Source organism: Klebsiella sp. HC6 (assembly GCF_022605325.1).
In the GTDB taxonomy this organism is placed as follows: domain Bacteria; phylum Pseudomonadota; class Gammaproteobacteria; order Enterobacterales; family Enterobacteriaceae; genus Klebsiella; species Klebsiella terrigena.
In genome coordinates this window covers 2652675-2670131 of record NZ_CP093276.1, presented here as the reverse complement: position 1 = coordinate 2670131, position 17457 = coordinate 2652675, and the positions used below count along the sequence as shown (strand labels likewise).

At 60.1% G+C, this 17457-nt stretch carries 16 protein-coding genes; 13 read left to right on the top strand and 3 right to left on the bottom strand.

Annotated features, from left to right (window positions below):
* The first annotated feature begins 54 nt into the window (after positions 1-54).
* Complete coding sequence (locus MMW58_RS13040; RefSeq protein ID WP_133598040.1) at positions 55-438, top strand: VOC family protein; 384 nt, start codon at positions 55-57, stop codon at positions 436-438.
* A gap of 35 nt (positions 439-473) precedes the next feature.
* Positions 474-1115, top strand: coding sequence for a CatA-like O-acetyltransferase, family 1 (locus tag MMW58_RS13035; protein WP_241723549.1), 642 nt, complete (start codon positions 474-476; stop codon positions 1113-1115).
* Positions 1116-1160: 45 nt separating this feature from the next.
* Here the strand turns inward: MMW58_RS13035 and MMW58_RS13030 are convergent, their stop codons facing one another.
* Positions 1161-1664 (bottom strand): DUF1543 domain-containing protein, encoded by a 504-nt coding sequence (locus tag MMW58_RS13030; protein ID WP_133598044.1) that lies wholly within the window; start codon positions 1662-1664, stop codon positions 1161-1163.
* Positions 1665-1952: 288 nt separating this feature from the next.
* Between MMW58_RS13030 and MMW58_RS13025 the strand changes: the two genes are divergently transcribed.
* The 9 genes from MMW58_RS13025 (at position 1953) to MMW58_RS12985 (ending at position 11554) form a co-directional block, all read left to right on the top strand.
* A complete protein-coding gene (locus MMW58_RS13025) occupies positions 1953-3176 on the top strand; it encodes an SfnB family sulfur acquisition oxidoreductase (protein ID WP_241723548.1) in 1224 nt (407 codons plus the stop codon).
* 10 nt (positions 3177-3186) lie between these two features.
* Positions 3187-3852 (top strand): methionine ABC transporter permease, encoded by a 666-nt coding sequence (locus MMW58_RS13020; protein WP_370461189.1) that lies wholly within the window; start codon positions 3187-3189, stop codon positions 3850-3852.
* Positions 3853-3926: 74 nt separating this feature from the next.
* Entirely contained in the window at positions 3927-4703 is a 777-nt protein-coding gene (locus MMW58_RS13015; protein ID WP_371823010.1) for a MetQ/NlpA family ABC transporter substrate-binding protein, read from the top strand.
* Between the two features lie 64 nt (positions 4704-4767).
* Entirely contained in the window at positions 4768-5811 is a 1044-nt protein-coding gene (locus MMW58_RS13010; protein ID WP_241723546.1) for a methionine ABC transporter ATP-binding protein, read from the top strand.
* Between the two features lie 148 nt (positions 5812-5959).
* On the top strand, positions 5960-7663 hold the full coding sequence (locus MMW58_RS13005) for an ABC transporter substrate-binding protein (RefSeq protein ID WP_159235837.1): 1704 nt from the start codon (positions 5960-5962) through the stop codon (positions 7661-7663).
* Positions 7664-7708: 45 nt separating this feature from the next.
* Positions 7709-8668 carry an ABC transporter permease gene (locus tag MMW58_RS13000; RefSeq protein ID WP_133598055.1) on the top strand — a complete coding sequence of 320 codons (960 nt, stop codon included), beginning with the start codon at positions 7709-7711 and terminating at the stop codon, positions 8666-8668.
* Positions 8668-9615: an oligopeptide ABC transporter permease gene (opp4C, locus tag MMW58_RS12995; protein ID WP_241723545.1), complete on the top strand. Its 948-nt coding sequence runs from the start codon at positions 8668-8670 to the stop codon at positions 9613-9615. The genes MMW58_RS13000 and opp4C overlap by 1 nt, the downstream gene beginning before the upstream one ends.
* The gene (locus tag MMW58_RS12990; RefSeq protein ID WP_241723544.1) at positions 9612-10592 is read left to right on the top strand and encodes an ABC transporter ATP-binding protein; all 981 of its coding nucleotides are present in this window, start codon (positions 9612-9614) and stop codon (positions 10590-10592) included. The genes opp4C and MMW58_RS12990 overlap by 4 nt, the downstream gene beginning before the upstream one ends.
* Positions 10589-11554, top strand: coding sequence for an ABC transporter ATP-binding protein (locus MMW58_RS12985; RefSeq protein WP_241723543.1), 966 nt, complete (start codon positions 10589-10591; stop codon positions 11552-11554). The genes MMW58_RS12990 and MMW58_RS12985 overlap by 4 nt, the downstream gene beginning before the upstream one ends.
* Before the next feature lie 109 nt (positions 11555-11663).
* Here MMW58_RS12985 and MMW58_RS12980 read toward each other — a convergent pair whose 3' ends face one another.
* Together MMW58_RS12980 and MMW58_RS12975 are read right to left on the bottom strand one after the other, a co-directional pair.
* A complete protein-coding gene (locus MMW58_RS12980) occupies positions 11664-14069 on the bottom strand; it encodes a membrane-bound PQQ-dependent dehydrogenase, glucose/quinate/shikimate family (RefSeq protein WP_241723542.1) in 2406 nt (801 codons plus the stop codon).
* 378 nt (positions 14070-14447) lie between these two features.
* Positions 14448-15356, bottom strand: coding sequence for a DUF535 family protein (locus MMW58_RS12975; protein ID WP_241723541.1), 909 nt, complete (start codon positions 15354-15356; stop codon positions 14448-14450).
* Between the two features lie 310 nt (positions 15357-15666).
* Here MMW58_RS12975 and MMW58_RS12970 point away from each other — a divergent pair, with 310 nt between their 5' ends.
* Both MMW58_RS12970 and MMW58_RS12965 read left to right on the top strand, forming a co-directional pair.
* Entirely contained in the window at positions 15667-15807 is a 141-nt protein-coding gene (locus MMW58_RS12970; RefSeq protein ID WP_004862935.1) for a hypothetical protein, read from the top strand.
* A 287-nt stretch (positions 15808-16094) separates the two neighbouring features.
* Complete coding sequence (locus MMW58_RS12965; RefSeq protein ID WP_241723540.1) at positions 16095-17405, top strand: L-cysteine desulfidase family protein; 1311 nt, start codon at positions 16095-16097, stop codon at positions 17403-17405.
* Positions 17406-17457: the final 52 nt, after the last annotated feature.

Genomic DNA, 17457 nt, shown 5'->3' with positions numbered 1-17457 from the left:
GCATGATCATGCATCTGCTCTCCCTCTGTCAACACGCGTCAGGAGATATTCACCATGAAAGTAGCCCATATCGCGCTTTGGACCCGTCAGCTTGAGCAGCAGGCCCGCTTCTGGGTCGACTTCTTTGCCGGCGAGATTAACGATAAGTACTGCAGCCAGACGAATCACGGCTTTGCCTCCTACTTTGTGAAGATCGGCGACAATATTGCCATTGAGCTGATGACCAAGCCGGGGCTCAGCGCAGGGACGCCGGATAATAACCACACCGGCTGGGTGCACCTGGCCATTGCGGTGGGCGGAGCAGCAAAAGTTGATTTACTGGCGCAGCGCGCCGACGCGCAGGGTATTTTAGTCTCGCCGCCGCGTACCACCGGCGACGGCTACTATGAGGCGGTGATCAAAGACCCCGATGGCAATCTGATTGAAATCGTCGCATAGTCGTCTCTGACATCCGAACCAACCAGGAGCGCGCCGTGCCCGCCTACCACGTTATCGACAGAGAAACCTGGCATCGCCGGGAGCATTTCGAATTTTATCGCACGTTTGCCAACCCCAGCTTTAACCTCTGCGTACCGCTTGAAGCGCAAGGGCTGTACGAATGCGCCAAAGACCGGCAGGTCTCCTTTTTCCAGCTGGCGCTCTACGCCCTGCTGCGGGCGGCCAACGCTATTCCTGAGCTCAAACAGCGGATGCTGGGCGACGAGATTATTGAATACGATGAGATAGCAGTGATGACGCCGGTGATGACCGCTCAGGAGGGGTTTCGCCAGGTGTGGTGCGACGGCGCCGCCGATTTTGCCGCCTTCAGCCAGGCGGCAACGCCGAACATTGAGGCGGCAAAAACCACCGATCCGGCGCCGCTTATCGTCAACGGGGAGCACTTCTTCTGCGCCAGCTGCCTGCCGTGGCTGCATTTCAGCGCCATCACCCATGCCGAATATTACGTCGGCGCCGCGGTGCCCGCCCTCACCTGGGGCAAACTGAAAAACGGCGTAATACCGGTCGCGGGTAAGTTCAACCACGCCTTCGTTGACGGCCTGCACGCCAGCCGCTTCTTCGCCGAGGTGGAAGCGGGGTTTGCCGATCCGGACGCGCTATGGCGGCCGCTGCCCTGAAACGCTATCCCCCCGCTGACGACCCTCTGCGGCTTCGGCGCGGGGCTAGCGCCCGATCGGCTGGTAGCCCTGCCATTCAGGTTTCGCCGCCGTTCCCGCCGCGTTGGGCGTCAGGTGCAGATACCAGTCGCCCACCTTATCCAGCAGCAGGCAGTCATCAACCTCTTTGAGATTATCTTTATGCTGCTGATCCACGCCCCGCAGCAGCGTGCGCAGCGCCTTCTCTTTCGCTTCCCGCGCGTCCCGCGCCGCGAAAAGGTCAAACTCGTGCAGTTCCGCCAGCGTATCCGGCCGATAGCCCCCGGCATTCACAAAGAACAGCCTGACGTCGGCCGCCGGGGGCTGCTTCGCTAATACCACGTCGTAGCCATCCGCCCAGGTAATCTGGCTGTAGCCATCGATATGAATTTTATCGGCATCGCCGAACCACGCCGCGCGCAGAGCGGGCCAGGCATCCTCCGGCTTTTCCGCCACCACAAACTGAATATCGTGCACTTCAATGTTCGATTTTCCCGCATTGCCGCCAACGTAGAACATAAATAGCTTCACTTCAGATCCCCTTCATTATTATTTTCGCTATATATCAGACTACACAACGAGGTCTTCGGCAAGCCGAACGCGCGCCGGCTGTCGCAAATGCAGCAGCCCGCATTCAGCGCCGCCGCATTTGCAGCATCTCCCCTCGCGGGACAAAAAAGTAACTCATTGATTTTTAATAAAATAAAAAATAACTTTTCTGGCACAGCCTTTGCTAACTGATTATATAACTCATTGGAATTATAGATTATTTAGTTATCTATTTTTTGCATATAGCACGGTAATCAGGATGGGATCAGCATGCCAGAAAGCACACAGCCGGTTAGTTACACCCGTTTCGCCCCGCAGGCGCACGTTATCAGCAGCGATGAAGAGGCGGTGGCCATCGCCCATGAGATAGCGCTGGTGCTGCGGCCCGGCGCCGCCGAGCGCGACCGCAGCGGCGTCGTGCCCCCCGAAATCGTCGATACCTTTTCCAACAGCGGGCTGTGGGGCATTACCGTGCCGCGCCGCTGGGGCGGGGCCGAGGTCTCTGCCGCTACGCTGGCGGAGGTTATCGCCATTATCTCCGCCGCCGACCCGTCGCTGGGGCAAATCCCGCAGAACCACTACTGCCTGCTGGAGGATATTCGCCTGCAGGGCAGCGATGAGCAGCGCGCCTTCTTCTTTAACCTCGTCCTGCAGGGGCACCGCTTTGCCAACGCCCTCTCGGAAACCGGGGGTAAAACGGTTCTCGATATCCGCACCCGGCTGGAGGCGCGCCCGGAGGGTCTCTATATCAACGGCCGCAAAGGCTACTGCACCGGCTCCCTCTACGCCCACTGGATCGGCATTCTGGCGCTGGACGCCGACGACAACGCGCAGCTGGCGTTTGTCCCTCGCGACAGCGCGGGGCTGACCGTGGTCGACGACTGGGCCTGCCTCGGCCAGCGCAACACCGCCAGCGGGACGGTGCTGGCCGAGGATCTGGCGGTCCAGCCGTTCCATCTGTTTCCGACGTGGCAATCCTACGCCACGCCGACCCTCGCCGGGCCCTTCGCGCAGCTCACCACCGCCGCCATCGATGCCGGCATCGCCCGGGCGGCCCTCAACGACACGGTGGCCTTTGTGCGCGAATTCTCCCGGCCGTGGATTGACGCCGGGGTAGATCGCGCCGGCGACGACCCGCTCACCATCTACCATATCGGGCAGATCGACAGCCGGCTGGCCGCCGCCGAGGCGCTGCTGGAGCGGGCGGGTAAAACCCTCGATCGCTACCGCAATGCGCTCAACGAGGAGAACGTGGCGCTGGCTTCGGTTGCCGTCGCCCGCGCGAAGGTCTTCACCACCGAAGTGGCGCTGGAGGCCGCCAGCCGCCTGTTTGAGCTCAGCGGCACCCGCGCCGCCGCCAGCGGCAATAACCTCGATCGCCACTGGCGCAACGCCCGCGTCCATACCCTGCACGATCCGGTGCGCTGGAAGTATCAGCTGCTGGGCAACTGGGTGCTGAACGGCGTGCGCCCTCAGCGCCACGACTGGAACTAGGGTGGCGACGGTGCTGGAATTTTTTGCCGAAATCGACTGGAACGACGTGGCGCAGGCCGCTATCGATACCCTGACGATGCTGGGCTGGTCGCTGGGCTTTACCGTCCTGATTGGCCTGCCGCTGGGGATCGTGCTCTACCTGACCGGCCAGCCCCGGCTGCTGCACGCCCCGCGGCTTTACCGCCTGCTGTCGCTGGCCGTCAACGTGCTGCGCTCGCTGCCGTTTATCATTTTGCTGATCGTGATGATCCCGGTCACCACCTTCATCACCGGCACCTCGCTGGGGGTGCAGGGCACCATTCCGCCGCTGGTCGTCGGCTGCGCGCCCTTCTTCGCCCGGCTGGTCGAAACGGCGCTGCGCGAAGTGGATCACGGGCTGGTGGAGGCCAGCTGGTCGATGGGCGGCAACACCTGGCAGCTGATCTGGCACACCCTGCTGCCCGAGTCGCGCTCGGGGCTGGTTGCCGCGGTGACCGTCACCGCCATTCTGCTGGTGGACTACACCTCGATGGCGGGCGTAATTGGCGGCGGCGGCCTCGGAGACCTGGCGATCCGCTTTGGCTATCAGCGCTTTCAGACCGACGTTATGGTCGTCACCGTGCTGCTGCTGATTGCCCTGGTGCAGATATTACAAATGAGCGGCGACCGCCTCGTGCGGTCGATAAGCCGTAAATAAAGGATGCCCGCCCTCTTCCTGCTGCCACAGCCGGTTGACGGGCATCCGTCGCGCAAACATTAAAGGAAAAGATGATGAAAAAAACGCTTATCGCCGCCGGGCTGCTGGCCCTGTTCTCTTTATCGGCCGCCGCCAACGAAACGCTGACCGTCGGCGCCACGCCGGTCCCGCACGCGGAGATCCTCGAATTCGTCAAACCGGCGCTGGCGAAAGAAGGGGTCGATTTAAAAGTCAAAGTCTTCAACGACTTTATTCAGCCTAACCAGCAGCTGGCGGAAAAAAATCTCGACGCCAACTACTACCAGTACCGGCCGTTCCTCGATAACTACAACCAGACGCGGCACACCAATCTGCTGCCGGTGGTGGGCGTGCATATCGAACCGTTTGGTGCCTACTCCAGCAAATACAAATCGATTAAAGAGGTACCGGACGGCGCCACCATCTCCATCCCCAACGATCCGGTCAATACCGGCCGCGCGCTGGTGATGCTCAGCAACGCGGGGCTCATCACCCTGAAAAACCCGCAGGACCCGCAGTCGGCCACCCGGGATATCGTCAGCAACCCGCACCGTTTTAAAATCCGCGAGCTGGAGGGGGCGATGCTGGCGCGGGCGGTGAACCAGGTCGACCTGGCGTTTATCTTTGCCAACTATGCGCTGGAGGCCGGAATTGATACCGACAAAGCGCTGCTGGTGGAAAAAGGCAGCGATCTTTACGTCGAGTACCTGGTGGCCCGCCCCGACAATATCAACGATCCGGGGATCCAGAAGCTGGCGCAGGCCCTGCACTCCGAGGCGGTTCGCAACTTCATCCTCACCCGCTATAAGGGCAAAATCCTGCCCGGTTTCTGACCGCTGACATCCACCCGGCAGCGCTACCGCTGCCGCCATTTGCTGGCTAACGGAGGAGAATACCGTGACCAATGCGCTCACCGCAGTACCGCATATTGAGTTAACCCACATCGGTAAAGCCTATCCCAACGGCGTTCGGGCGCTGCAGGATATCAACCTGACGATTCACCAGGGCGAAATCTTCGGCATTATCGGGCGCAGCGGCGCCGGGAAATCCACCCTGCTGCGCCTGTTTAACCGCCTGGAAAGCGCCGACAGCGGCGAAATCATTATTCACGGCGAGCCTACCCGGCGCTATTTACCCGCCCAGCTGCGGGATCTGCGCCGCCGGGTGGCGATGATCTTTCAGCATTTCAATCTGATGTCGACGAAGACGGTGGCGCAGAACGTCGAACTGCCGCTAAAAATGGCCGGCGTTCCCAGGGAAGAAAGGCGGCGGCGGGTCGATGAAATGCTTGAGCTGGTGGGCCTCAGCGCCCTGCGCGACAGCTGGCCGGCCAGGCTCTCCGGCGGGCAGAAGCAGCGTACCGGTATTGCCCGCGCGCTGGTCACTCAGCCGGAAATCCTGCTGTGCGATGAGGCGACCTCGGCGCTCGACCCGGAGAATACCTACGCCGTGCTGGCGCTGCTGAGAGAGATAAACCAGCGCCTCGGCCTGACCATTATCCTTATCACCCACGAGATGGACGTGATTCGTACGCTGTGCGATCGGGTGGCGGTGCTCGAACAGGGAAAAATTATTGAACAGGGCGAAGTGTGGCAGATTTTTGGCAACCCACAGCACGAGGTTACCCGCAGCATGACCGGCACGCTGCACCACGCGCGTCCCGGCGAGCCGGAGGCGCCGGTCGCCGGTCGCCAGGTGGTGACGCTCCATTTTGACGGCAGCAGCGGACGGGAGCCGAATTTACAGCATATCGCCGGCCTGCTCGGGGACCAGGCCAGCCTGCTCTCCAGCACCTGCGAACATATTCAGGGGCGGACGATCGGCCAGATTCGGGTTCGCCTGGCGCAGCCGCTGGAGCCCGGCGCGCTGCGCCAGCACGGCTGGGTGGCGGACCGCTTCACCCTCGGCACGGAGGAAATGGTGGAAACCACTACTCCTTAGCACAAATCCGGCATTTTAATTCTGCATTATTGCTAATTCTAATTCGCTATAAACCATAGCCTTTCGTTGTTAGACAGCCGGAGGTGCGGCTCTTATCTTTCGTCATGAATTGTAAATTTAAGCGCAATCATTTGATGAGGGAGCACTTTTGTCCAGATTACTGCCCGGATTAAAAACCAAACGTTCGCGATTCTCGCTGGCTCTGAAAATCGCGCTCATTAGCGGCGCGGTGGCATTTTCTTCTGTCGCCACTGCGGATGATATTTTACAGGAAGGGATCACCCCGGCCACCGATGCCAGCCAGATCCCGGCGGCCGCAAAACTACGTAAAGACACCGTGGTCGCCGGCATTTCCGAGCCGCAGGGCATCTTTAACCCCTACTTCTTCGTTAACGGCTGGGATGAAAACGTCACCAACGTCATCTTTTCACGGCTGATTGACTGGGACAGCCACGGTAATCTGGTGCCGGGGCTGGCCGAAAGCTGGACCGTCAGCGCCGATAACAAGGTCTACACCATCAAGCTGCGTCCCAATCTGACCTTCAGCGACGGCTCGCCGCTCACCGCCGAAGACGTGGCCTTTACGCTGACCGTGCTGCTGGACCCCAAATACGACGGCGATACTGACATTACGCTCGCCAATATTGCCGGCGGCGCTGAATATAAGGCCGGTACGGCAGACAGCGTAAGCGGCCTGAAGGTCATCGATCCGCTGACGCTGCAGGTAACCACCAGCGAACCGGGCGCCACCACGCTGGCTAAAATCGGCGGCCCGGTGCTCTCCAAAGCTTACTACGGCAAGGGATATCAGCGCGGCCAGCTCGACTATCTGCGCACGCTGCACGGCAAGCCGCTGGGCAACGGCCCTTACGTCTACGACAAATATCTCCCGGGCCAGGAGATTCGCTTCCACGCCAACAGCCATTACTATCGCGGTACGCCGCCGACGCCGCGCTTTATCTATCGCGTCACCAATCCGTCCACCAACTTCCAGCTGTTCCAGACCGGCGAAACCGATTATGACGCCTTTACCTCGCGTCCGGACGATATCGAACAGCTGAAAATGCTCGGCTTCGCCAACATCAACCTCTACGGCTCCAGCGACTACAGCCAGGTTGAATTCAACGTTCGTCGCCCGGCGCTGCAGGATGTCAAAGTGCGCCAGGCGCTGATTTACGGCCTCGACCGGCAGAAGCTGATTGACGTGGTGTATCAGGGCTACGGCAAGGTGGCCATTGAGCCTATCGCCCCGATCTCCTGGGCCTACAACGCTGAGGGCGTCAATCCGTATAAATACGATCCGGCGCAGGCGAAGAAGCTGCTGGATGAGGCGGGCTGGAAACCCGGACCGGACGGCATCCGGGTGAAAGACGGCAAGCGCCTCGAGCTGACGCTGCTGGTCAGTAAGAAGGTGCTGAACGATGCGCTGATCCCCATCGCCAAAGAGAACTGGCAGCAGATTGGCGTCCTGCTGAAGCCGCAGGTGGTGGACTTCAACGCCCTGATGGCCCAGCGCAAATCCGGTAACTACGATCTGGCCTCCTTCAGCACCAGCACGCTGAACGACCCGCATGACGGGGTATGGGACTTCTACAGCAGCGAGGCGAAAGAGTCCGGCTATCACAATCCGCAGGTCGATAAGCTGATTAACGCAGGTAACGCAGTGCTCGACGCGAATCAGCGCAAACCGATTTACCACCAGCTGTACAAAGTGCTGGCGGAAGACCCGCCGGTTATCTTCCTCGGCTACCGCCAGATCCTCTCCGCCAGCAGCGCCAGGGTCAGCGGCTTTAAGCCGGATATCTATAACGGTCTGACCGGCAGCCTGCCGGACGTCAAAATCGCCAGGTAAATATCGTCCCCGCCGGGGTTTACCGGCGGGGAACGTGAGAATGTTATGAGAAATTTTATCCTCAGACGGCTGCTGCAGACCCTGCCGATGCTGCTTCTGGCCTCCCTGATCATCTTTATGCTGTTCGCTAAAACCCCGGGCGACTTTATCGACGGTAATATCACCCTTACCGCCGCCCGCGCCGCCGAGCTGAAGGCCATCTACGGCCTCGACCAGCCCCTGTTCACCCGCTACCTGCACTGGCTCGGCCAGCTGCTGCGCGGCGACCTGGGCTTCTCGCTGCAGTACCAGATCCCGGTCAGCCAGCTGCTCAACCAGTACGTCTGGAACTCCTTTCTGCTGGCCAGCGTCGCGCTGGTTTTTTACTGGGGCATTGGCCTGACGGTGGGGATTGTTTCCGCCATGAAGCCCAACTCGCTGTTCGATCACCTGGTCAGCATTGCCGTCTTCGCCGCCATGTCCTTTCCGACCTTTTTCCTCTGCCTGCTGCTGATTAAGTGGTTCGCCGTCGATCTGCACTGGCTGCCGCCGGGGGGCATGACCAACACCGGCAGCGATGAGCGCGGCTGGGCCTATATCCTGCAGGTGGCGGCGCATCTGGCGCTGCCGGTGCTGGCGCTGGTGATGCTGCAGGCCGGTAGCCTGACACGCTATTTTCGCGCCAGCATGCTCGAGGTGGTGAAAATGGATTTTATTCGTACCGCCCGCGCCAAGGGGCTGCGCGAACGCACGGTCATCTTCAGGCACGCGCTGCGCAACGCCCTGCTGCCGATTATCACCCTGCTCGGCTTTGAGCTGCCGGGGCTGTTTTCCGGCGCCATCATCACCGAAAAAGTCTTCAACTGGCCGGGGGCGGGCCATATTCATATCGACTCGCTGGCCGCCCGCGACTACCCGGTACTGATGGGCTTTACCCTGTTTCTGGCGGTGCTGACGATCCTCGGCAACCTGATTGCCGACGTGCTGTACGCGTGGGCCGACCCGCGAATTCGAGTGAGGTCATAATGCTCAGTTCACTGTTTTCAACCAACCGTCGCCTGCGTAAAGCGACGATCCCGACGCTGGCGCAGATCGCGCCATCGCCCTGGCGCCAGGCCTGGCAGGCGCTGCGGCGCAACCGGCTGGCGATGCTGTGCCTGCTCATCCTGCTGCTAATGGCGGCATGGTGCGCGCTGGGCCCCCTGTGGTCGCCGTGGAAAGATGACGCCACCGACGTGCTGATGATCAACAAGCCCCCCGGCGCTGAGCACTGGCTGGGTACCGATTTTCTCGGCCGCGACGTCTATACCCGCCTGCTGCTGGCCGGGCGGATCTCGCTGATTATCGGCCTCCTGACCATGCTGCTGTCGGTCACCCTGGGCTATCTGCTCGGCGCGGTCTCCGGCTATGCCGGCGGGCTGACCGACCGGCTGATCATGCGCCTGGCGGATCTGGTGATGACCATTCCCGGCCTGCCGCTGCTGATTGTCGCCGGGGCGATGCTCTCGGAGCTCGATTTCTCCCCGGAGTCGCGGATCTACATGGTGGTGATTATGCTGAGCCTGCTGGAGTGGCCGAAGCTGGCCCGGCTGGTGCGCGGGCAGTGCCTGTCGCTGCGCGAGCGCGACTTTATGCTGGCAACCCGGGTGCTGGGCCTGTCGGCGCGACGCCGCCTGTTTGGTCATCTGCTGCCGAATACCATCCCGATTCTGGTGGTGATGGCGACGATGGCGGTCGCCAACGCCATTCTGAGCGAATCGGCCCTCAGCTATCTCGGCCTCGGCGTGGTGCCGCCCACCCCGTCGTGGGGCAATATGATGGATGCCGCCAACAGCCTGATCGACTTCCAGCGCCGCCCGTGGCTGTGGATGCCGCCGGGACTGGCTATTTTTATCACCGTTATCGCCATCAACGTGCTCGGCGACGGCCTGCGCGACGCGATGGACCCCAAAATGAAACAGAGGCTGAAATGAGCGCGCCGCTAATCACCTTTAACCAGCTTTCGGTCTCCTTTGCCGGCGAAAAAAACCGCGTGCGGGCGGTGCAGGAGGTCTCTTTCGCCATTCATGCCGGGCAAACCGTCGGCGTCGTCGGCGAGTCCGGCTGCGGCAAAAGCGTCACCGCCATGTCGCTTATGGGCCTGCTGCCTCCCCAGGCGGCGCGCGTCGACGGCGGAGAGATTCTATTCAACGGCGAGGATCTGCTGCGCCTGAAGGCGGCCAAAATGGCCGACCTGCGCGGCAACCGGCTGGCGATGATTTTCCAGGAGCCGATGAGCGCGCTCAATCCGGTATTCACCATCGGCGAGCAGCTGTGCGAACCGCTGATCCGCCATCGCGGAGAATCGGCAAAGGCCGCCTGGCAGCACGCCACGCGGCTGATTAGCGACGTCGGCCTGGCGCGGGCGGAGAGCCTGATGAACAGCTATCCGCACCAGCTCTCCGGCGGGATGCTGCAGCGCATCATGATCGCGATGGCCCTGAGCTGCGAACCGCAGCTGCTGATTGCCGACGAGCCCACCACCGCCCTGGACGTCACCGTGCAGGCGCAGATCCTCCAGCTGCTGCGCGAGCGCTCCCGGGCCAGCCGGATGGCGATGATGCTGATCACCCACGACCTCGGCGTGATTGCGCAAATGGCAGAGCACGTGGTGGTGATGTACGCCGGCAGGGTTGTTGAACAGGGCCCGACGGCTGAGATATTACGCCACCCGCAGCACCCCTATACCCAGGGACTGATTGCCTCCCGTCCGGTGCCCGGCGAGCGCCGTCGCCGCCTCTACTCGATCCCCGGCCAGGTGCCGGATCTGGCCGCCCTGCCGCCCTACTGCGCCTTTGCCGACCGCTGCGCGCGCGCCAGCGAACGCTGCCGCCAGGGAATACCACAGCTGGCGGGCCGCGCCCGGCAGGTCGCCTGTTTTCATCCTGAGCTCGCGGAGGTTGTGGCATGAGCAGTGAATACGTCATTGAGGTCGAAGGGCTTAAAAAGTACTTTCCGCTGCGCGACGGGCTGTTCGGGCAGCAAACCGGCGAGCTGCGGGCGGTGGACGGCGTGAGCTTTAAGATCCGTCCGGGGACCATTTTCGGCCTGGTGGGGGAATCCGGCAGCGGCAAAACCACCGTCGGGCGCACCCTGCTCGGGCTGTATGAGAAAACCGCGGGCAGCGTCAGGTATCGCGGCCGCGAGCTCAGCGCGCTCTCTTCGCGCGAGATGCGGGCGCTGCGGCCGAAAATCCAGCTGGTCTTTCAGGATCCCTACAGTTCGCTGAACCCGCGAATTCGCATCGGCGACGCCATCGGCGAGGCGATGCTGGAGCACGGACTGTGCAGCAAGGCGGAGCTGTATGACCGAACTATTGCGGTCATGCAGATTTGCGGCCTCGCGCCGCAGCATTACAACCGTTTTCCGCACGAATTTTCCGGCGGCCAGCGCCAGCGTATCGGCATCGCCAGGGCGCTGATCCTCAACCCGGATTTCATCATCGCCGACGAGCCAATCTCAGCGCTGGACGTCTCCATCCAGGCGCAGATCGTTAACCTCTTTTGCGACCTGCGCGACGACCTCGGGGTTACGTTCCTGTTTATCTCCCACGACCTCGGGGTGGTGGAGCATCTGTGCGATGACGTGGCGGTGATGTATCTCGGACAGCTGGTGGAGACCGCTAGCCGCGACGCGCTGTTTGCCCGGCCGCTGCATCCCTATACTCAGGCGCTGCTGGCGGCGGTCCCCACCTTAGATCCGCTGCGTGAACCGGCGGTCGCGATGCAGGGCGAGATCCCTGACCCGTCAAACCCGCCGCCCGGCTGCCGCTTCTCCTCCCGCTGCCCGCAGGCCAGCGAACGCTGCCGCCGGGAGGTTCCGCTCCTCCGGGAGGTCGCCGAAGGCCATCACGTCGCCTGCCACGCCGTTTAGTTCACCCCTGCCCGGCAGCGGGCGAAAAAAAACCTGCCGGTTGTTCAACGGCAGGTTTTGTTCACCGGAGGTGAGCTAATCCTCGTTAGGCGTGAATAGCCCGCGGGCGCTACTCGTCGAGGGCGTAGGCGATGATATCGTCGCCGACGTCCGGCGAGTGGCTGGCGCCGCCGGCGGAGATCACCACGTACTCTTTGCCCGTTTTCGGCGATTTGTAGATCAGCGGCGCGGCCACTGCGCCTACCGGCAGACGCGCGCGCCACAGCTCTTTCCCGGTCGCCGAATCCAGCGCCCGCAGATAGTTATCCTGGGTACCGGCAAAGAAGATCAGCCCGGAAGCGGTCGAGGTTGGCCCGCCCAGAGTCGGCATTCCCAGAGGAATATGCAGATGGGTTTTCAGACCCAGCGGACCGGTATCCTCGACCGAGCCCAGCGGCACCTGCCACAGCAGCTGGCGGCTATTGAGATCAACGGCGCTCATGGTGCCGAACGGCGGCGTGTTGCAGGGTACGCCGAGCGCGGACTGCAGAATATCGATCCGCACGCCGCCGTACGGCCCGGCGATCTGCGGACGGACGGTGCCCATAAAGCCCGGGACTTCGTCGGTGGAGACCTTGTATTTCGCCATCTCTTCCTGACGCACCAGCGACATTCTCAGCGGCATACGCATGTCGTTAACAAACAGCGTCCCGGTGCGCTCATCGATGGTGATGCCGCCCCAGTTCATGCCGCCCAGCAGGCTCGGCCATTCGATATACGGCTTCTCTGACGGCGGCGTATACATTCCAAGATAGGTGGACTCTTTGAAGTCAATGCGGCAAATCAGCTGATCAAACGGCGTCACGCCCCACATTGATTTTTCGGTTAACGGCTCAACGCCGAGCTGCGGCATGCCGGTAGAGAACGGCTGGGTCGCGGAGAGACGCTCGCCTTCCGCCCCGCCCTGCGCCACCGGCCGCTCCTCGACGCGGGTCACCGGCTTGCCGGTACGGCGGTCAAGGACGTAGATTTGGCCGGTTTTGGTGGTCTGAATCAGTACCGGGACCTCTTCGCCCTGGTCGTTCTTCATGTGGAACAGCACCGGCTGGGACGGCAGGTCATAATCCCAGATATCGTGGTGCACGGTCTGGAAGACCCACTTCGTTTCGCCGGTACTGGCATCGACCGCCACCACCGAGGAGCCGTACTTCTCTTTGGCCTCGTTACGATCGCCGCCCCAGTAATCCGGCGGACCGTTGCCGGTCGGCAGATACACCAGGTTCAGCTCTTTATCAAAGCCCGGCACCGTCCAGACGTTCGGGGTTTCGAGAGTGTAGACGCGGCCTTTTTGCGGATCGGTTACGTTTTCCGGCTGGCCAACATCCCAGGCCCACACCACCTTACCGCTGCGCACATCAAAGGCGCGGACCACGCCGGAGGGCTCGCCGTGGACGATATCGCGAACCCAGCCGCCGAGCACCGCGATGTGCCCCATAATCACCGGCGTTGAGGTTGGGTGATAGCGCTTGCTGTTTTCGGTGTTATCCATCCCCTGCTTCAGATCGACGCTGCCGTGAGTGCCGAAGTCTTCGCACAGTTCGCCGGTTTTCGCATTCAGCGCCAGCAGGCGGGCGTCAACGGTGGAGACCAGAATCCGCTGCGGGCACTGCTGCAGCGACGGGCTGGCCTTCTCTTCGGCGCTGAGCGAGGCGTCGCTCTGCGCATCGTAATAGCCCACCCCGCGGCAGGTAACGTGCTCTGCGGTCTGCGCGTGCGGGTCAAAGCGCCAGCGCGCTTTACCGGTGTCGGCATCGAGGGCGGTCACCACGTTGAGCGGCGTGCAGGAATAGAGGGTATCGCCAATCTGCAGCGGGGTATTTTCATCAACCCCGATCCCCGCGCCGGTCAGCCGACGGCCGGTGTGATAGGTCCAGGCCACCTTGAGGTTTTTGACGTTTTGCGGGGTGATTTGGTCATAAGGTGCGAAGCGGGTGCCGGAAGCGTCACGGCCGAAGAACGCCCAGTTATCGCTTTTCGCCGCCTCGCTCGGCCTGCCGTCGATCGCCGCTTTGACGACCCCGTTATGGATGCCGCCGTGCGGATAGAATGCCGATACCAGCGTCGCCAGCAGGGCGATGAAAATCACCGCGGCGCTGCGGTTCGCGTAGCGGATCTGCGCGCGTTTGAGCGGCAGGGTCGCGGCCAGCCACAGGCCCAGCATCAGCAGCAGAGCGGGAACCACCAGGCGAGGGATCAGGCCCCAGTAGCTAAGCTGGACTTCGTACAGCGCCCAGACCAGGGTCAAAAAGAAGGTAATAATTGCAAAAGGGAGAACGTATTTACTGCGGATAAGGTAGCCGACGGCGATAACCATGTAGGCCAGGCCCGCCAGCAGATACCAGGCGCTGCCGCCAAGAGAGAGGAGCTTTCCGCCCCAGATAGTTAAGAACAGCCCAATGCAAAAACTCAATAACACAAATAGCAGGCGCCAGGCGGTGAAGAACATCCCTCCGCCGCTACCTCGTTGTTCGTCCATATTTCATCCCATACGACGTTAGTCGTTATAACCAATGTATTTATTTTAAACAGTGCTTTATTTACATAATTAAGGCACAGACCACATAACATACTGGTTGGACGCTCCTGAGCGGAGCGAAGAACGTAAGAAAGTATATGAGTTTGTAAATTTTATGTAAAACTATCCAGCATTTTATGTTTAAAATTTTTTAATTTATAAAAGGAAGTTGATAGACGAAGCGGTTTTAAGCACCACGACGAGAGGGGAGATAACGGAAAAGCAAGGGGTATACGGGATAGTAAGGAAGATGGCAGGAGGTTGCAGGAAGGTGCGGGAGGATTGCGGGAGGTTGCCGGCCAACAGCCCCCTGTTGACCGGCAAACCCGCCGCAGCAGATTAACCGGCGCTAAGACGCCCGCCAAGCTGCTGCATTGAGGCCGCAAGCTCGTGCTGCGCCAGCTCTTTCAAACTTTCACGTTTGATAAACTGGCTGCGATGCTTGCTTTTGACCTCTTCAAGGCTTTTCTTTATTTCCTGCGACGGCAGCTTATACCAACCCCGACGATGCTGCTCACCGCCCACTTCCAGCCATAGCGCAGCGTAATTAGTCATTACTTTGTCGCTTTTAACGTGGAAATTGCCGTCAACCGCATAGATCTCTTTAATATTACAGTGCTGTAAAAAACCGTACAGCAGCGTGATAATTAAATTTTTAGGTCGGATACCGTGAAGCTCCTTAGTCAAGACTTTAATTTCATCACCGGTCACGTCTTTCCCCCCCTGAATGCCGCCAATATAAGCGCGGCCGTCAGCGGTACAGGAAAAACAGAGACTGTAGATGCGTCTATTATCGAGAAGCATTAACAGCATCAGCTCCCCTTCTTCCTGAAAAGGCGATGCCAGCAGCTTAACGTCAATGCTGGAACCATTTTTCAGCGGAACGCTAGCTACCGTCAGGCCAAACTCTTTCACGTTATACAGCTGCGGCATGATCGCTGCGGAAAACGTTTTTTCCATAAAAATCAATGAGCCGTAGGCGATATCGAGTTTGGTTCTCTTTGACAACTTTTTATTTAAATAGGCTTTGAAGGGTTTATCCTGAAAGCTGACCAGCCCCTCCGTGGCGCCGGTTAATCTGGCGCAAACGTATTTATCACACAGCGCCCGGTATTCCCTATATTTGCCCCCTGCCAGAGGTATTTCTCTGCATCGACGTAACACCTTCTTATATTTGAGTTTAACATTACAAATGAGTTTATTATTTTTTCGCCATTCTTTGATGGCGACTGCTGCTGTTATAGCCATCGATCAAGATCCATAGAATCAACCATAATCGCGGAAATAATATCATAAATCATTCAAGTCAACGCTTAGTTACCCGTTCGTTGCCCTTTCATTTAATAAATAGCCAGGTAATCATTCTGTAAAAACTAAAATTAAATTAAGCCAGCCTGTCAACTCTCATTATTAGCAGTCGGCTTCATTATTCATCGCCTGCTGGGGGAAACGGGCGCGGGTTACCGCTACGTGCTGTCAACGACGGCACGGGGTGCCCCCTCGCCCGTTTTGCCCTATAATCTGGCCACGGTCAAAACTGAACTAAAGTGGGTAACTCATGGAAATTGATCTCGACAACCTGGTTTTTAGCGGTCTGGAAGAGGCGCAGGAGCGTAACGCTGAACGCCTTGAAGACGCGGATAAGAAAGCCGAGGCGATCGTTGCCGATGATGATTGCGGCGACGCCTGCAAAATCTGATTTCTGAACCGGCCGACAAGGCCGGTTTTTTTATGTCCCTCCCTCGCTGAGAAGTAAAACCATCTACCCGCCCCGCATATAGCAGTATTTTTTTCTCTCAAAGCCGGTTTTTACATAGCGAACATGCAACCTATTTCTCTGTCTGCTGCGCTAACATTCCTCCTGAAGCGCCAGCCGTACTGTCAGTGCCGGTTTGACGGCTGCGGCGCCCAGGACCGGGAGAGTTAAGGTTCCGCTTCGTTCACTCTCTCGATGGACTTTTTCCTGTACCCAACAGAGGCTCAGTCATGCCACACCGGGAAACCCGCGTAGAATGGAACGCCTTCATCACCGTCCTCAGGCAGGAGGTTAAGCCAGCCTTAGGCTGCACCGAACCCGTCTCCGTCGCCCTCGCCTGCGCCGTTGCCGCACGGCAGCTATCGGGGGCCATCGTGCGCATCGAAGCGTCGGTGTCGCCCAATTTAATGAAAAATGGAATGGGGGTTACCGTGCCGGGCACGGATATGCTCGGCCTGCCTATTGCCGCCGCCCTGGGCGCTATCGCCGGCGACCCGCAGGCGAATCTTGAAGTGCTGAAGAGTGCCAGCCAGCGGCAGATTGCGGCGGCTAAAGCCCTGCTCACCGTCGGCGCCGTGCGCATTGTCCTGCAGGACCCCTGCGAGGAGGCGCTCTACGTTCGCGCCAGGGTTTATGCCGGCGACCAGCACGCGACGGTCACCATCATCGGTGACCATACCAACGTGGTGGCGATTGAAAAAATGGGACAGCCCGTGTTTGTCAAAAAGGCGGAGCCCGCCGGCGGCGATCGGCCTCAGCCGCTGGCCCTGGTTGCCGCCAGCTCGCTGCGCCAGCTCTACGATTTTATTCGCGACGTTCCCTGCGAAGAGATCGACTTTATTTTAGCCGCCGCGCAGATGAACAACGCCCTCTCGAAGCGAGGTCTGGCGAAGGAGTGGGGTCTGCATATTGGGCCGACCCTTAAGCGTCAGGTCGATAAGGGTCTGGCCGCAGACGATATTTTTAACGAGATCCTCTATCGTACCAGCGCCGCCTCGGATGCCAGAATGGGCGGCGCTACGCTCCCGGCAATGACCAACTCCGGTTCCGGTAATCAGGGCATTACCGCCACCCTGCCGGTAGTGGTTGCCGCTGAACGGCTCGGCGCCAGCCGGCAGCAGCTCGCCCGCGCGCTGGCGCTGTCGCATCTCGTGGCTATCTACATCCACAGCAAGCTTCCGCGCCTCTCCGCGCTCTGCGCCACCACCACCGCCGCAATGGGCGCCGCGGCGGGGATTATCTGGCTGATGGAGGGGAGTTACGACAATATCGCCATGGCGGTCAACAATATGATTGGCGATATCAGCGGCATGATTTGCGACGGCGCCTCCAGCAGCTGCTCAATGAAGGTCTCGACCAGCGTCTCTTGCGCATGGAAAGCCACCCTGCTGGCGCTGGATAACTCCGTCGTTTCCGCCAGCGACGGCATCGTCGAGCGCGATGTGGAAAATTCGATCCGTAATTTATGCGCCCTCGCCGCGCAGGCCATGCAGCATACCGATCGGCAAATTATCACCATTATGGCGCACAAGCGCTATTAGCGACGTCCCCGGCTGCGGCGCACGCGCCCGCGCCGGGGAGAGCGCTGACAAT

Excerpts from the sequence above, each read along its gene's own strand:
- MMW58_RS13040 (WP_133598040.1), top strand. The coding sequence starts at position 55 with ATGAAAGTAGCCCATATCGCGCTTTGGACCCGTCAGCTTGAGCAGCAG.
- MMW58_RS13025 (WP_241723548.1), top strand. The coding sequence starts at position 1,953 with ATGCCAGAAAGCACACAGCCGGTTAGTTACACCCGTTTCGCCCCGCAG.
- MMW58_RS13015 (WP_371823010.1), top strand. The coding sequence starts at position 3,927 with ATGAAAAAAACGCTTATCGCCGCCGGGCTGCTGGCCCTGTTCTCTTTA.
- MMW58_RS13000 (WP_133598055.1), top strand. The coding sequence starts at position 7,709 with ATGAGAAATTTTATCCTCAGACGGCTGCTGCAGACCCTGCCGATGCTG.
- opp4C (WP_241723545.1), top strand. The coding sequence starts at position 8,668 with ATGCTCAGTTCACTGTTTTCAACCAACCGTCGCCTGCGTAAAGCGACG.
- MMW58_RS12990 (WP_241723544.1), top strand. The coding sequence starts at position 9,612 with ATGAGCGCGCCGCTAATCACCTTTAACCAGCTTTCGGTCTCCTTTGCC.
- MMW58_RS12985 (WP_241723543.1), top strand. The coding sequence starts at position 10,589 with ATGAGCAGTGAATACGTCATTGAGGTCGAAGGGCTTAAAAAGTACTTT.
- MMW58_RS12980 (WP_241723542.1), bottom strand. The coding sequence starts at position 14,069 with ATGGACGAACAACGAGGTAGCGGCGGAGGGATGTTCTTCACCGCCTGG.
- MMW58_RS12975 (WP_241723541.1), bottom strand. The coding sequence starts at position 15,356 with ATGGCTATAACAGCAGCAGTCGCCATCAAAGAATGGCGAAAAAATAAT.
- MMW58_RS12970 (WP_004862935.1), top strand. The coding sequence starts at position 15,667 with ATGGAAATTGATCTCGACAACCTGGTTTTTAGCGGTCTGGAAGAGGCG.
- MMW58_RS12965 (WP_241723540.1), top strand. The coding sequence starts at position 16,095 with ATGCCACACCGGGAAACCCGCGTAGAATGGAACGCCTTCATCACCGTC.